This window comes from Paraburkholderia sp. RL17-337-BIB-A (assembly GCF_046025895.1).
Taxonomy (GTDB): Bacteria; Pseudomonadota; Gammaproteobacteria; order Burkholderiales; family Burkholderiaceae; genus Paraburkholderia; species Paraburkholderia fungorum_C.
This window is the reverse complement of the sequence record NZ_JARESY010000003.1, coordinates 745,033-757,306: the sequence shown is the minus strand read 5'-3', so window position 1 is coordinate 757,306 and position 12,274 is coordinate 745,033. Positions and strand designations below refer to the sequence as shown.

14 protein-coding genes and 1 pseudogene are annotated in these 12,274 nt (G+C 57.8%); 5 read left to right on the top strand and 10 right to left on the bottom strand.

What is annotated here, in order from left to right; translation table 11 throughout:
- Positions 1–882: a TrbG/VirB9 family P-type conjugative transfer protein gene (locus P0D84_RS41495; protein WP_408348156.1), complete on the bottom strand. Its 882-nt coding sequence runs from the start codon at positions 880–882 to the stop codon at positions 1–3.
- A gap of 5 nt (positions 883–887) precedes the next feature.
- Complete coding sequence (locus tag P0D84_RS41490) at positions 888–1,601, bottom strand: VirB8 family type IV secretion system protein (RefSeq protein ID WP_408348153.1); 714 nt, start codon at positions 1,599–1,601, stop codon at positions 888–890.
- Positions 1,602–2,111: 510 nt separating this feature from the next.
- On the opposite strand from P0D84_RS41490, the gene P0D84_RS41485 reads away from it, so the two are divergent.
- Positions 2,112–2,948, top strand: a complete 837-nt coding sequence (locus tag P0D84_RS41485; protein WP_408348150.1) for a hypothetical protein — start codon at positions 2,112–2,114, stop codon at positions 2,946–2,948.
- Positions 2,949–3,084: 136 nt separating this feature from the next.
- On the opposite strand, the gene P0D84_RS41480 is transcribed toward P0D84_RS41485, so the two are convergent.
- A complete protein-coding gene (locus P0D84_RS41480; RefSeq protein ID WP_408349769.1) occupies positions 3,085–3,336 on the bottom strand; it encodes a group II intron maturase-specific domain-containing protein in 252 nt (83 codons plus the stop codon).
- A gap of 142 nt (positions 3,337–3,478) precedes the next feature.
- On the opposite strand from P0D84_RS41480, the gene P0D84_RS41475 reads away from it, so the two are divergent.
- The gene (locus P0D84_RS41475) at positions 3,479–3,661 is read left to right on the top strand and encodes a hypothetical protein (RefSeq protein WP_408349890.1); all 183 of its coding nucleotides are present in this window, start codon (positions 3,479–3,481) and stop codon (positions 3,659–3,661) included.
- Between the two features lie 305 nt (positions 3,662–3,966).
- Here P0D84_RS41475 and P0D84_RS41470 read toward each other — a convergent pair whose 3' ends face one another.
- From P0D84_RS41470 to P0D84_RS41455, 4 genes and pseudogenes are all read right to left on the bottom strand, one after another.
- Entirely contained in the window at positions 3,967–4,584 is a 618-nt protein-coding gene (locus P0D84_RS41470; protein ID WP_408348147.1) for a reverse transcriptase domain-containing protein, read from the bottom strand.
- A gap of 25 nt (positions 4,585–4,609) precedes the next feature.
- Positions 4,610–5,449 carry a reverse transcriptase domain-containing protein gene (locus P0D84_RS41465; protein WP_408348143.1) on the bottom strand — a complete coding sequence of 280 codons (840 nt, stop codon included), beginning with the start codon at positions 5,447–5,449 and terminating at the stop codon, positions 4,610–4,612.
- 705 nt (positions 5,450–6,154) lie between these two features.
- Positions 6,155–6,403 carry a hypothetical protein gene (locus P0D84_RS41460; RefSeq protein ID WP_408349887.1) on the bottom strand — a complete coding sequence of 83 codons (249 nt, stop codon included), beginning with the start codon at positions 6,401–6,403 and terminating at the stop codon, positions 6,155–6,157.
- A 68-nt stretch (positions 6,404–6,471) separates the two neighbouring features.
- Positions 6,472–6,747, bottom strand: a pseudogene (locus P0D84_RS41455) (IS6 family transposase); the annotation flags it as partial.
- A gap of 166 nt (positions 6,748–6,913) precedes the next feature.
- Between P0D84_RS41455 and P0D84_RS41450 the strand changes: the two are divergent.
- Genes P0D84_RS41450 through P0D84_RS41440 form a run of 3 tightly spaced genes read left to right on the top strand, consistent with a single transcriptional unit; the run spans position 6,914 to position 8,226 of the window.
- Positions 6,914–7,327 carry a hypothetical protein gene (locus tag P0D84_RS41450; RefSeq protein WP_408348140.1) on the top strand — a complete coding sequence of 138 codons (414 nt, stop codon included), beginning with the start codon at positions 6,914–6,916 and terminating at the stop codon, positions 7,325–7,327.
- Between the two features lie 24 nt (positions 7,328–7,351).
- Entirely contained in the window at positions 7,352–7,777 is a 426-nt protein-coding gene (locus P0D84_RS41445) for a hypothetical protein (protein ID WP_408348137.1), read from the top strand.
- Positions 7,774–8,226: a hypothetical protein gene (locus P0D84_RS41440; RefSeq protein ID WP_408348134.1), complete on the top strand. Its 453-nt coding sequence runs from the start codon at positions 7,774–7,776 to the stop codon at positions 8,224–8,226. The genes P0D84_RS41445 and P0D84_RS41440 overlap by 4 nt, the downstream gene beginning before the upstream one ends.
- A gap of 79 nt (positions 8,227–8,305) precedes the next feature.
- Here P0D84_RS41440 and P0D84_RS41435 read toward each other — a convergent pair whose 3' ends face one another.
- The 3 genes from P0D84_RS41435 to P0D84_RS41425 form a co-directional block, all read right to left on the bottom strand.
- Positions 8,306–9,388, bottom strand: a complete 1,083-nt coding sequence (locus tag P0D84_RS41435) for a Replication protein O (protein WP_408348131.1) — start codon at positions 9,386–9,388, stop codon at positions 8,306–8,308.
- 308 nt (positions 9,389–9,696) lie between these two features.
- Positions 9,697–10,680, bottom strand: a complete 984-nt coding sequence (locus P0D84_RS41430; RefSeq protein WP_408348128.1) for a ParB/RepB/Spo0J family partition protein — start codon at positions 10,678–10,680, stop codon at positions 9,697–9,699.
- Between the two features lie 2 nt (positions 10,681–10,682).
- The gene (locus tag P0D84_RS41425; protein WP_408348125.1) at positions 10,683–11,870 is read right to left on the bottom strand and encodes a ParA family protein; all 1,188 of its coding nucleotides are present in this window, start codon (positions 11,868–11,870) and stop codon (positions 10,683–10,685) included.
- Positions 11,871–12,274 lie beyond the last annotated feature (404 nt).

Below are 12,274 nucleotides of genomic sequence, written 5' to 3'. Positions count from 1 at the left end.
TCAGAACACTCCGAACACGCGCCGGCGACCATGCGTTACCGTCACCTCATCCTTGCCGGACACGAGAACAATTTCGTCGGCCAGGCGCTGGAAAACGAGAAAGTCGCCACGACGGATGAAATTGCCGACGACGCGATCGCCGTGATCCTTGTACATCGGCACCGGCCACGTTTGCGCTTTGGCGGGCATACGCATCCAGATCGAGTGACCGTCATCGAAGACGACCTCTGGCTTGAACTCGGCGTTGCCGTCGACCGAGTAGTCCCAGTTGAGCTTGTCAGGCGCCACGCTGATTGCACCCGAATCGCCGCCACGCTTCCCACCGGTTGTGCCCGTCCCCGCCCCGCTGCCTTCATCGCGGACGTTCACCCTGGCCATCGGCGCGCGCGGGTACTGGAACCGTACGGTTTGATAGAAGAACCCGCCTGCCGGCGAGGCTATCAGCGTGAAGTCGTACTCCCGCCGGTTCGTCGTCAGGTGCAGCGTATTGACGATGTCCGCCTTGTGCGGCTTGATGAACACATGGTTCATCTTGTCGTCGTCAACTTCCCACTGGATGCTGTCGCCCATTGCAGGATCGGCAATCAGCTTTTCGCCCGGATCGAGCTCGATGGTCGTGAGCTTTAACGGCGCTGTGAGCACCCGGAAAATCTGGTCGCGGCTGTAGGGAAAGACGCCGATGCGGGCGTCGCCCGGCATCGTGAGCGGATCCGAACCGCTGTTGAACGGGTTGACCGGGCTCATCGGGTCACCCGCTATCATCGCGGCGTTGAACGAACCGTTGTCGGCCGGCTTTTTGGCCTTCGCCGCAGTCATCGGCAATGCCGTCGCCGCGAGCAGAAAAAGAAGGCCGAGCGCCGGCCGCTGAGGTCTGGAGATCATGCTGGTCAGGCTCCACCGGTCCGCTCAAGGCGAAAGAACGGGATATAGATGCCGAAGGGATTGGCGGTAAGTGCCGCGTCGGCGGTCGGCGCGACTATTTGGTAGCGTAGGGTCAGCGCATACGACTTCACGTCAGGCTTGCCGGTCCCGCCGGCCTGAGACGTTGTCGTAGTAAATTCGACGAGGACTGTCTGGTCTTCCAGCAGTGCGATGTTGCGGACGGCCACTTCGCGGATCAGCTTGGGATTCGCGGAGATCTGCTGAAACGGTGCGTCGTCGCGCAACCAGCTTTTGAACTGGTCGGCTGCCGCACCAATCATCTGCGCCTTCACCGAATTGATGTTCAGCGACATGCGCGATGTCGTCAGACTGTCGGTGAGGACCGGCTCGATCGTGAACCAGCGCACGGCCATGTCACGCATGCTCGTACGCAGTGCCTGCGAGTCGGGCTTATAGGCGACGAGTTCTGTCACCACCGGATGACCGCTTACGTCGGCCGACACTCCGACCACGCGCGTGACAGATGGAGGCGGCTGACGCGTCCAGACGGCTCCGGCCGCGACCGCCGCACACGCGAACGCGATAAGCATCCAGCGATTGCTCTCAACCTTGAGCCGCGTGCTCGTCTCGAAAATAACTTTCGCTGGATCGTCTTCCTCGGCATACATGCCGGGGGCCGTAGATAGCGCGGCCTGCCGCTTGTTACTGAAAATGCGCATGGCAACCCTTGATGAATGGCTACCATTGAAACAATTTCTAACTAGACTTTTGCTGCGAAAGGTACGGAGATTTAAGCGCCTTTTGTAGTCGCGACCGTCGACAGTTAGGCTTGCATGGCTGTCGAAACGTTAACCATGGTTACGGACCTCAGCGAGAAAGAGATACGAAATCAGTACTCTTTCTGTCTCCATCGTGCATCCAGGTGTGCAATGCTTGATGTGCGTTCCAACTTCTGTTACAGATTTACATTCATGGAACAAGATCGAAAATTTTTTTCTCCACAGAATCAGATGGTTACGACTGGTACTCGACCGAAAAAACTAACCATGGTTAAAAAAGATCGTTGCGCGCGTGGTAGCGCCGCAAGAGGACACCAGCGTTCGGGACGCTGTAAAAAGTGATTGCTTTTTGAAAGCGAACCGACAAGTGCAAATACCGCTTTTAACTTGGAAGCCTTCGACCGTGAATCGTTAGAAGGGCTTCGGAAGCGGCTTTACTGGGAAAACTTAATGACGGAAAAAGTCGTGGACGATGCACTGCGGCTAGCATTAATTTATAAGGCCGGCGTGGGAACGCAATGGAAGACATATCGTCAAGCAGCAGAGAAGCTGTCAAGGATGTTTGAGACGAAAGTCGCGCCACCGAGAATTGTCGAGGCGCTGGCTGTCTCGCGATTGCCTCGCGTAATTATAGGATTGTTCGACAGACCGGGCTTGAGCACTGGCAACGCGCGCGCCCTCCTGAGATTGGCAAGTCAACGTGGCGAAAGCGTGCTCGCGGCCAGCGCCGCAACGATAGACACAACTGGCATGGATGGAAAGGGCATTGTGCGCGCCTTACGATCAGGCGGTGAAGTACGCTCACAAGCGGCCCCTCCCGGATTGAAGGGGCCACTCGCCATTGCAGCGTATTACATGCGAGGTGCATTCCCGAGTCAACGGATCGCGGCGGTACACATGGGCATACCGCAATCCCGGCTTAGCGAGGCTCTCACCATTGAAAAGGTCTTGCCCGCTGAGGTAAAAATGCTTTTTCCGGGTGACGATCTTACTTTCGCGGCCGCCAAGCAAATAGTGAGGCTGATAGCGCTGCAGGGGGCGAAGAACGTTCGCGCGCTCGCAGCCGAGGCGGCCTGCTCGCCGCGTAGGCCATCACCCCAACTGATACTGAACCGCCTGGCGGGTATCGATATCCCCGGCGTCGACGTGAGGGTTAGGAAAGCGCCAGGAAAGAATGCAAAGCGGCGCCTAGTCGTTGAATTGCACCTTCACGAGTCCGACGCTAACAGCGTAGCGGCGCTCGAGTTCATGATTGAAATGCTGAAGACAAGGTTTGGCATGGAGTGAAGGAGAATCTGAAGCCGGAATTGGCGTTACGATCGTGGCCGAAGAGTTTCACGGTTTCACAGTTTGGCGGAAGCGTCGCACTGAATTTGTTGTTTCTGGCCAATACGTTGGGACAAACGCCAAAGGCTCAAGACCGTCAACCGGTTGACGGTCCTATTGCGGGAATCGAAACAGTGACACCTGCAGTTGCAACTAGGTGCGATGTTTTTTGCAGTATCCGCAAGGTGCGCGGCCAGTGGAAGTACCTGTATCGCGCAGTGGACAAGGCTGGAAAAGCCCCGTAGTAGTTCCACCAGCCACGTATCGTGGGATTGCATTGCTCGGCCAGATCAACCAGTGACCCTGACGTTTGACGAGACAGCCGCCACCGCCGCACCGCCTGTCTCATCCGTTTCAGGGCAGCAGGACTCACGCCGGGCAGAAAGCTCGTGGAGAGCCGCCCGGACCTCGTCAGCACCCTTCGCGGACGAAACAGAAAGCCCAAAAATGTAAAATTCACATTCGGGTAGGCCTGGTTGCGACTTCGGTCCTTGCAATACACGATCTTTGACTTCTCAGGATGCATCTGCAACCCGCATTCCGCCAGCCGCGAGGCAATGGCATGCATGACCTCCTGCGCCTGCGCCTCGCTGCGGCAATGGACCACCCGCATCATCGGCATAGCGCGCAAAGAGACATTGCGGAAAGGGATCATGGCCGTTGAGCTGCGCTGATCGAATCAGGCTCATGATGCGAACGATCATCGATCGACGCGGGTGTCGTGCGGCGCAATCTCTCTTTTTGGGCGACTCGACGGGGAAGGCGTGTGCGAATTCATTGGTGACCTGATGTGAGATAGCTGAGATTCATTACAAAGGCTTCAACACTACTACGGGCAGCTCCGCCCCTCACTCCGGCATCGGTATTCTTCCTCATGGTGTCTGCCATTTCCGAGTAGACGAGGAGGTTACCCTCCTCGCCCCTCACAGACCCGGACGAGCCCAATTAAGGCATCCGGTTCTTCATTGCACAGATTTGCTCACGGCGTGGCAGAGCGCTGCCTGATGCGAGGCTTCGGCAGCGGGAAGACCGCCAGTATCTGATTGAAAGCGACCCAGGTGAGCGAACGCTCTCGCGAGCGCCGCTTCAACCACTTGTGCCAGCGCCGCTGGGCCTCGAAGACCAGACAGCCCAGACGACGGCTATTGCCAGCAATACCAAAGTACGCATAGTGCCCTTTGAGCATCCGGCATAACCGCTGGTGCTGGTCCCGCACAAGCCAGTGCCGCATACGGCGACACTGCTCGTCGATCGCGTGGAGCGCCCGCGCAAAGCGGTCTTTCGCCGTCAGTTGCCGCACGACGACCTTGTCCCATCGCGAGCGTGCCCAGATATGGGTGAACCCGAGAAAGTTGAAGGTCGTTGCAAACGGCTCGTCGCCTTCTGCCGATCGATGCGCAGGTCGGTGACGGAAGTCCACCAGGCGGGTTTTATCCGGATGCAGTTGCAGCCCGTACTTATCCAGCCGTTTCCCGAGCACCGTCAGCACACGATCTGCGTCGTCCTTGTATGCGAACAGCATGACGAAATCGTCGCAATAGCGAACCAGCGTGCTTGGTCCGCGCAGGCGCGGTTGCACCTGCTCGGCAAACCACACGTCCAGCACGTGGTGAAGGTAGACATTACTGAGGATCGGCGAGATTACGCCGCCTACAATGTTGCATACTTTTCACTCCATCGTCTGAATCATTCGAATTCTCGCCTGCGAGGAGACCTCCGGGCTGCGGATCGATCCGGAATACGACGAGGATTTCATCCTTGTGGATTTCGACACGCTTGACCAGAGCCAGTACGATCTTGCGCTTCGTTGCGAGATCGATCGTAGCGAGTTTGTCCGTAACGGCACTTGCAAATTCCTCCAGCCGGTTGATGACCAGAAACAGTTCACTTTGAGCCACCCCGTGCTGCCGGGATTCCTGGATCTGCTGATCGACCTGCTCTAGCCGGTTCTTCAACTGCTGTATCTTCGGCTCGAAGTCCGTCCTGTCGATGATACCGTCGGCATAGCTGCTGTCGAAGTATTTCCGAACATCAACGTCCAGCACCCATCGCCCACCCTGTTTCATGATCCCATTACGCACGGCTTGCACCGCCTGATGTGCATTCCGCCTTGGCCGAAACCCATATGAGCAGTCCATAAAGTCCTGCTCGTAGATCGGCTCCAGCAACATCGCGACGGCCCTTTGCGCTACCTTGTCCTCGAAGCACGGTATGCCGAGGCCACGCTGTCCGCCATCGCTCTTGGCGATATAGTGCCTTCGCACTGGCGGCGCCTGGTAGCGACCAGATTTGATGCGGGCGATCAGGCCCAGGAGATTCTGCTCCAGGTTGGCTGCATACTCTTCCGCCGTCTGACCGTCCACACCGACTGCGCCATCCTTGCGCGTTTGCGCCCAGGCGTAGTACAGCCATTCATAGTCGAGATACTGATTCAGAGAGGTGAATGCCATCGCCGGGTTCATCCGCGCCAGTTCGGCAATTCGCTCCTGTTTCGTTGACACGCTTTCAGGTTTCAAGGCACCTCCGTGTTTCTCACGAGCGATTCTGTTGCAACGACGCCCCGCTTTCCTCGACCGGGTCCACCCGAGCAGTGTTCCCCGGCGTCATCGGTACTATCAAGGCGCTAAGACTTCCTGCGCCGAATACGAAGTCGCTTATGGATTCGCTTCTTCGCCCCAGTCCTTCTCTCCTGGTTCGCTCCCGTGCGGCGGAGACATCCGCCCGGGCCTGGCCCGTTTATCGCCTGTTGCCTTCGGCGTCTTGAACTGGTCGTGCGCAGGATCTCCCAGGTTCCTGGGGAATCCATCCCATGCCTTTGCCCCGCTCTCAGATCCCGGCCGGCCCGACTGACCTCACCGTAACGGTCAACACAGTACTGCCCCCGCTATAACAAAGGCGAAGACACCAGCGACAAAGGTATTTCGAGACTCAATCACGCGGCTTCAGCACCCGCTGTCTACGCTTCACGAAGTACGTTACCGTCCCCCATGCAAGACTTGCTTCCGGCTGGTGGTTAGCCTTTGCCGGGAGGGAGTCGAACCCTCTGGACCCCAACGAAAGGTTTCCGCTTTCACATCCTCCTTTCCCAGGCTTTCCCTGGCGCGATGTCATTTCCCTTTACATCCGGAGCAAGGTTCTCACGTTCCATACCGAAGCCTGTGTTGAGCTCATGCCGCCTCTACGCCGGCTGCCGTCAGGTCCGTAAGCAGGTCCCCTCCCGACTGATCCTGGAGCGACGAAATGACCCCAGTTTTGACAGCGCTTTGAAGGATTAACGACGCGTCATCGAACGGTTCGCTTTCGCTCATCTTCTCAACACATACCTGCCATCCTTCTCGGACGACTTTTCCACGGTCGCTCACCACCACGCCTTTTGAACGCAGCAGCACCGGGCGGTTTGAAGCCTGCTCCTGCAAGCCGGCTCCGGGAGGCCTACTCCCATCTTCAGTACAGCACCACAAGTTCTCACTTGTGTTCGTGACACACTTTCATCCATTCTCCAGCTCTTGCCAACTGGCCGCTTGTGCTTGCGAAAGGCTTTCTCGAACAACGGTACGAGCTTGATGACCCAGCGGTGCACGCTCGAATGGTCGACCTCGACGCCCCGTTCGGCCATCATCTCCTCAAGATCACGCAGGCTCAGCGAGTAGGCCACATACCACCGCACACATAGCAGGATCACGTCCAGCGGGTAATGTAGTCGCTTCATCACCTTCGCGATTCCCGGTGGTAACGTCGTACGCGGCATCCTGCCCGTCATGGTCATCGTGGTCGTCTCAATTTAGGTCGCCCCAGTTTACCTGATCACTTAGCGCGACAGAGCCCGCCGACGACATCGCTCAGCTACTGCCTCATCGCTGGGCGCCGATCACCGCCTGATCGCTGGTAGGCACTCCCCAGGGTGCCATTGCCGGGCGCTTACAGACGTGCCGAAGGCTGCGAGGCAGATTCTCGCACTCGCTAAGTACCTGGAGTCCACCTACTGGACGGGCGTCATGGCGTGTTGCCTCATCAACGGTGTGGTCCCGCCTGATCTGTCGATGGACGACGAGAAGCCGATTGTCACGTTCGATATTGCGGACGACGATCAGTCGCTCGTGATCAGTCACAGCAACGAGCGCGTCCATGTCGTGCGGCGCGACCATCGCGAATGGCGTCACTCCGAGGATACCAAGGGTCTCGTATCGCCAGCGGACTTTTTCGACTGGTGCGAACTTCAGGGTATCGATACTAACTACCTACGACTGTTGCGCGAGATCGCAGGCTTCAGCACGGGTCGCCAGATTGGTAGCTTGCCCCTCAAGGGACTCCAGCGCTATGAATTCGTTTCGCGATCCTAATGAACTTACACAAGGAACGAAAACATGTCGATCGGTCCAACCACGCATGACCTCAATACCCAACATGCGCAGGCAGCCAATGCCGGCTTTCACGCGATCATGGTGGAAGACCAACGTCTGAGCGCTGCTCAACTGGATAACAAGTACAACCCGAACGGCGATGGCGAGCATCGGGCAACGCCGTTGCGTCGCGCGGAGTGGCGCGAGCAAGTTGCTGCTGAGAACACCGTGATCGGCTACTGGGACTGGGTGGAATACCAGATCGAGCAGTACCACAGCGACGCGCGCTGTCTGGCAGCGCCGGATCAGAGCGCGGAAGAGCCAAGTTCGGCTCTGATCCGGCTGATCAACGAAACGTTCGGGGAGACTTTCGCGGACACCACAGCCGCGACCGATCACGAGATCAAGGTGATTGCCGCTGTATTGAAGAAGTTGGGGTTGAAGCTATGAGCAATTTGACAGGGAGCACGATCGGTTTTCCGACTTTCATCGGCGTCATCCACAAGGCCATGCTGACCGTGATGGACTCGGGCGAGGGGTACATGGACGGCAAGGTCTACTATGACTGCGAGAAGCGAACGCTCGATGTGAGTGGCACCGACTTCCTCGACTTTCAGTCGTATATGGAGGCGCTCGCCGCGGACGGCATTCCGGGCACGGAGCTGAATGCAGAAGGCGTCACTGTCATGTCAGCGACCAACCAGCGAGAACTTACAGGGTTCCTGCAGGAGCTGGTGCGCAAGATGGAGAGTCCGTCGATCGTCGGTCGTCGATACGGGACCGAGTTCTCTATCAGGCTGGTCGCTGAACGAATGGTGGTCGTCAAGTTCGCGCTCTGCGGCGAGACTGATACTGACGCACCGCTTGGCTTCTCGACCTCGCTGACCTTACCCCTGTGACCTGCACGCCCTCGGCCTCGCGGCCCGTAGGTGCGACCGGACACGAGCATAAACGAGGATCGTCCGAATTCTCTTTTTTTTAAGCCAGACGCGGCCGCAGAAGGTCGCGAAGACCAGCGATGTGCTGCCGCGCTTCGTGTGAGCGCGTCGCCGCGGCGACAATGTGGCGGGAGGTCGTGGCTGGACGGATGAAGCCACGCTCCTTGGCTTGCGCAAAGCCAGTCTTCCAGTTGGTTGCCTGACGCCCAATTCCCTCGCCTGCCTTGTACACGGTCATCGATTCGCCGTCCGCACTCACGACGTAGGCCGTCTCGCCGCTCGCGTCTACGAATGTCTGGCCAGCACTCTCACGAGCCACGCGCTCGCCTTGAGCCTCGACCTGCACCTTGACCTGTTGCTCGACAGCAGCCTGAGACTTTCGGCGCAGCTGGTAGCGGAAATCGACCGGGCTGCGGAGCAGAGCGTTTAGGTAGCAGATGGGCTTTGCGGCTTCCTTTAGATGTTCCCACGTAGCCTCGACGACGTCGGAGAGGAGCTTGCCGTTCTCACGCGCTTCACGCATGAATTTGAAAATCAGGAAATCAAGAAAACCCAGAGACCGCAGACGCTGAAGGTCAGCAGGCACTTGCCCGGGTTGTCTCTTTTGAGAAGAAGCAGGGTAAAGATCCTTATATATACCACCGTCTGCCACGGTGGCAGACGGACTCGGCAAAGAGTCAGGCTGGGGTTCCGGGTTGTGAGGAACCGGGGCTTCGACAAGACCCAGCAGTTCAGCGGCATGCTGAGTGAGGTGGAGATACGCGCGACCAAAGAGGCCTGCTTCAACATAGCGGGACTGAGGACGACGTTCAATCAGACCAGCGGCTTCGAGGTCATCCAGGCTGCGATAGAAGGTGCGCATCGATTGAAGAGCGCGACCCGTGAGCAACTCGCGACGCGCGAAGATGGCTGCGAACGGTTTGGCTTGATCTACGGTTCGTGCGAGAGCAGCGAGAACGGCACGCGCACGTTGGGGAAGGGCGTCGATGTGGGACGCGCGAAATGCGGCGCGGAAGATGATCCAAGGCAAGTTGGTGTCATCAGAACGGAAGGCGGTGAGGGCGGTTGAGTCTTCGGGGTGAGTTTCACCCTCGCCAGCAACGAAGCGTTGCGCGATAGACATGTCGAGCGTCCATTCTCAAAAATGGATTTGAATTCGCTTGACTGGCTATCTCGTTGCGCTACACTCCGGGTTGACGTTGTACCCTTTCCAGTTTCCAGCTGGGGAGTGTGGTGCGAGGTTTCCAGCCAAGCCCACTTACGCAAAGGCCCTCAGTTTCCAGCTGGGGGCCTTTGTCTTTCTGGCGTTACCGTGTCATAAGCTCCACCAAGTTTCGTCACGAAAGTGCAATCAAAACAACGGCTTACAAATTTGGTTGGTTTCCAGTCCAAGCTTCTAAAATCTAAGTCATTGAAAACGCTACGGTTTCTTCACGAAACCGGTTTCTCGGCAAGCTTCGATTCGATCAGCGCTTGAATCTCTTTTGCCCACTCATCGGCCCGCTCAGCATCCACTTTGAGTCGCACACCGATGATGCCGTTGCGCGCGGTGATCTCGCAGTAGTTCTTCTTGCCTTGCTTCACGATGAGTGTTTGGCCGGTCGGTGTGGCTTTCGCAGGCTTGCCTTGCACGCTCGCGACAGCTTCTTTCTGCGTGAAACGCTCTTCATTCACCAGTCGATTCACGGCCTCGATCACTTCCTTCGTACGACCTTCTGTGTGCGCCCGAGTCAGATGCGCAGCGGCGTCAGCACCCAGTCGCTCAGGACGCGTTTCTAGGATTGCCTTCGCATCAGCTGGCAATCCGTCGAACGCGAAGATCTTGCTCACGTGCGATTCCGACAACCCGACTGCGGTCGCCAACTCCTGCTGGGAGAGAGCGTCGGCTGTCGCCTTCAACCGTTGGAAGTGACAGTACTTCTCGTAGTCCGAGAGGGAAGGGGCAAAGAGATTTGAGAAGAACGCCAGCCGCTCTGCTTGCTCGGGTTCCATGTCCGAGACGATGGAATCGATCTCATCGATGCCCAATTCGCCGTAGATGGCGACGCGGTTGTTACCAGCGTTGATGTTCCATTCACCGTCACCGCGAGCCTCCAGCACAACCGGATACACCAGTGGGTACTGGGCAAGATTCGCTTTCAGTTCGGCGTATTGCTCAGCTGTGAGCTTCCGGCGACGACCGGGTACCTCATGCATCTTGCCAATCGGCCGCTTTGCTCGGGCACCCTTGTCTAGCAGGGTTTTGAGGTCGGCAATCTCTTTGCGTTGTCGCTCGGCTGTTGCCTGCAGCTGCATCAGCTGACCTGGTGCAGTGCGAGCCTGAACGGGCGGCGCATCGAGCGCTCGCTGCTGATCCTCAGCTGTGACTTGAATATTCTTGGCTTTAGTAGCCTGCTCTTTCATCCAGTTCGCCATCGTCATCCCTCCTGTGCCCAGATGGCGCACACCTTGTCATCGACGCGGTCAACTAGCTGGTCAACGGGTGTGCGAATGCGGCGTAGTGTCTCCGCCCCAACGTCGTTCGGGCCAAGATCGTAAAAAGTAGAAAAGCGCATGTTCGTGTTGCGCGCCAGATCAGATTCCGGGATCTCGATGGGCACCACGCGGGAACCGTAGATCTGGGTGATCCAGCCTTGTAGGATCTGTGCGGCGGGCTTTGACGTCATACGCGTGACCAGCACATCCACGAAGTCAAACTCCTTGGCGCGCCCGTCATCGAACGCTTGCATCCCATTGATCAGATCGCCGAACAGGTGCCAGAACTGCACCATGGAGGCAAAGCTAAGCATGTCCGGCACGACCGGCACGAGGACGCCGTCCGCGGCGAAGATGGCGTTGATTGTCAGATAGCTCAGCGTGGGTGCCGTATCGATGATGATGTAGTCGTACGCATCCTTCAGTTGGGCGAGGCCGTCATGCAGCACCTGCTCGAAGCGCACCGACTCATCGCTGGCTGCCCGCGCTGGGAGCATGAACTCAGCATTGAAAAGTTCGGTGGAGGAGGGGATGATGTCCACGTTCGGCCAGTAGGTCGGAACGGGGAGGGTGGTCATGTCAAACGGTTCGCCCGCCAAGTAGGCCTCAATCAGGGGCATCACGGTTTGTGAGGAATCGACCTCCGCATGGGGGTTGATCCCGTAGAGGGTGCTTGCACTGCCCTGAGGGTCGAGGTCGATGTGAAGCACCCGACGGCCGCGGCGCATGGCAAGACCTTGCGCGAGTAGGGTAGAGGTCGTGGTCTTCGTGACACCGCCCTTGAAGTTGGCGACGACGATGACCTTGGCGGGGCCTTTGCGGGGGAGGAGGTTGCGCTCGGATTGAATCCAAGCGATGCTCTCTGCAACGGTGAACTGACGAGGTGCCCCGGGCTTGCTCTGCGTGCCACCGGGCAGTTCACCCTTCTTGAGCACATAGCCCATGCGTTGCTTGTCGATGCCGCACATCTCCTGCAGGCGCGCCGATGAGATAATCGGCGGGACCTTGCGAGGGAAGGGCTCAAGCATTTCGTCGCGGATCTTCTGCAGCATGCCGTCTGACAGTTGCGCAAGACGCATGAGGTCTTCGCCCGTGGTTTTACCCGGCTTGAGCTTCGTTATACTGTCCATTGTTCTACCCATAGCGTCCAGTGGACCGGCTGAGAAGTTTTCGACCCAACCGGTCGAACTGCTCGCAGATTAGTCCCTGTTAAAAGTAAACGCAAGTTAACTTTGCGATGGTTGTCCTTGCGCAATTGCCGATGTGCCGGTGGTTTGTGCCGAACTTCTCGACAGCGCCTCAAGTCGTGGAACAAAATGGCGTGCGTGGAACATCCCCTTCGCAATCTAAGCGTCACCAAATAGCTTTTCGGACGGGCACTTAAGGGGCAAACCGCTCGAATGTTTCACGCTCATTCCAGCGTCTCGCGCGCTCGGAGAACGATTTCAGCTCCCGACCGGCATAAGTGCGACACCAAAGCCGCAAAGACCACGGTGTCGTACTAATCATTACGTGAATCGTAGTGTTTTTTACG

Excerpts from the sequence above, each read along its gene's own strand:
- P0D84_RS41495 (WP_408348156.1), bottom strand. The coding sequence starts at position 882 with ATGATCTCCAGACCTCAGCGGCCGGCGCTCGGCCTTCTTTTTCTGCTC.
- P0D84_RS41490 (WP_408348153.1), bottom strand. The coding sequence starts at position 1,601 with ATGCGCATTTTCAGTAACAAGCGGCAGGCCGCGCTATCTACGGCCCCC.
- P0D84_RS41485 (WP_408348150.1), top strand. The coding sequence starts at position 2,112 with ATGACGGAAAAAGTCGTGGACGATGCACTGCGGCTAGCATTAATTTAT.
- P0D84_RS41480 (WP_408349769.1), bottom strand. The coding sequence starts at position 3,336 with ATGAGACAGGCGGTGCGGCGGTGGCGGCTGTCTCGTCAAACGTCAGGG.
- P0D84_RS41465 (WP_408348143.1), bottom strand. The coding sequence starts at position 5,449 with ATGAACCCGGCGATGGCATTCACCTCTCTGAATCAGTATCTCGACTAT.
- P0D84_RS41445 (WP_408348137.1), top strand. The coding sequence starts at position 7,352 with ATGTCGATCGGTCCAACCACGCATGACCTCAATACCCAACATGCGCAG.
- P0D84_RS41440 (WP_408348134.1), top strand. The coding sequence starts at position 7,774 with ATGAGCAATTTGACAGGGAGCACGATCGGTTTTCCGACTTTCATCGGC.
- P0D84_RS41435 (WP_408348131.1), bottom strand. The coding sequence starts at position 9,388 with ATGTCTATCGCGCAACGCTTCGTTGCTGGCGAGGGTGAAACTCACCCC.
- P0D84_RS41430 (WP_408348128.1), bottom strand. The coding sequence starts at position 10,680 with ATGGCGAACTGGATGAAAGAGCAGGCTACTAAAGCCAAGAATATTCAA.
- P0D84_RS41425 (WP_408348125.1), bottom strand. The coding sequence starts at position 11,870 with ATGGACAGTATAACGAAGCTCAAGCCGGGTAAAACCACGGGCGAAGAC.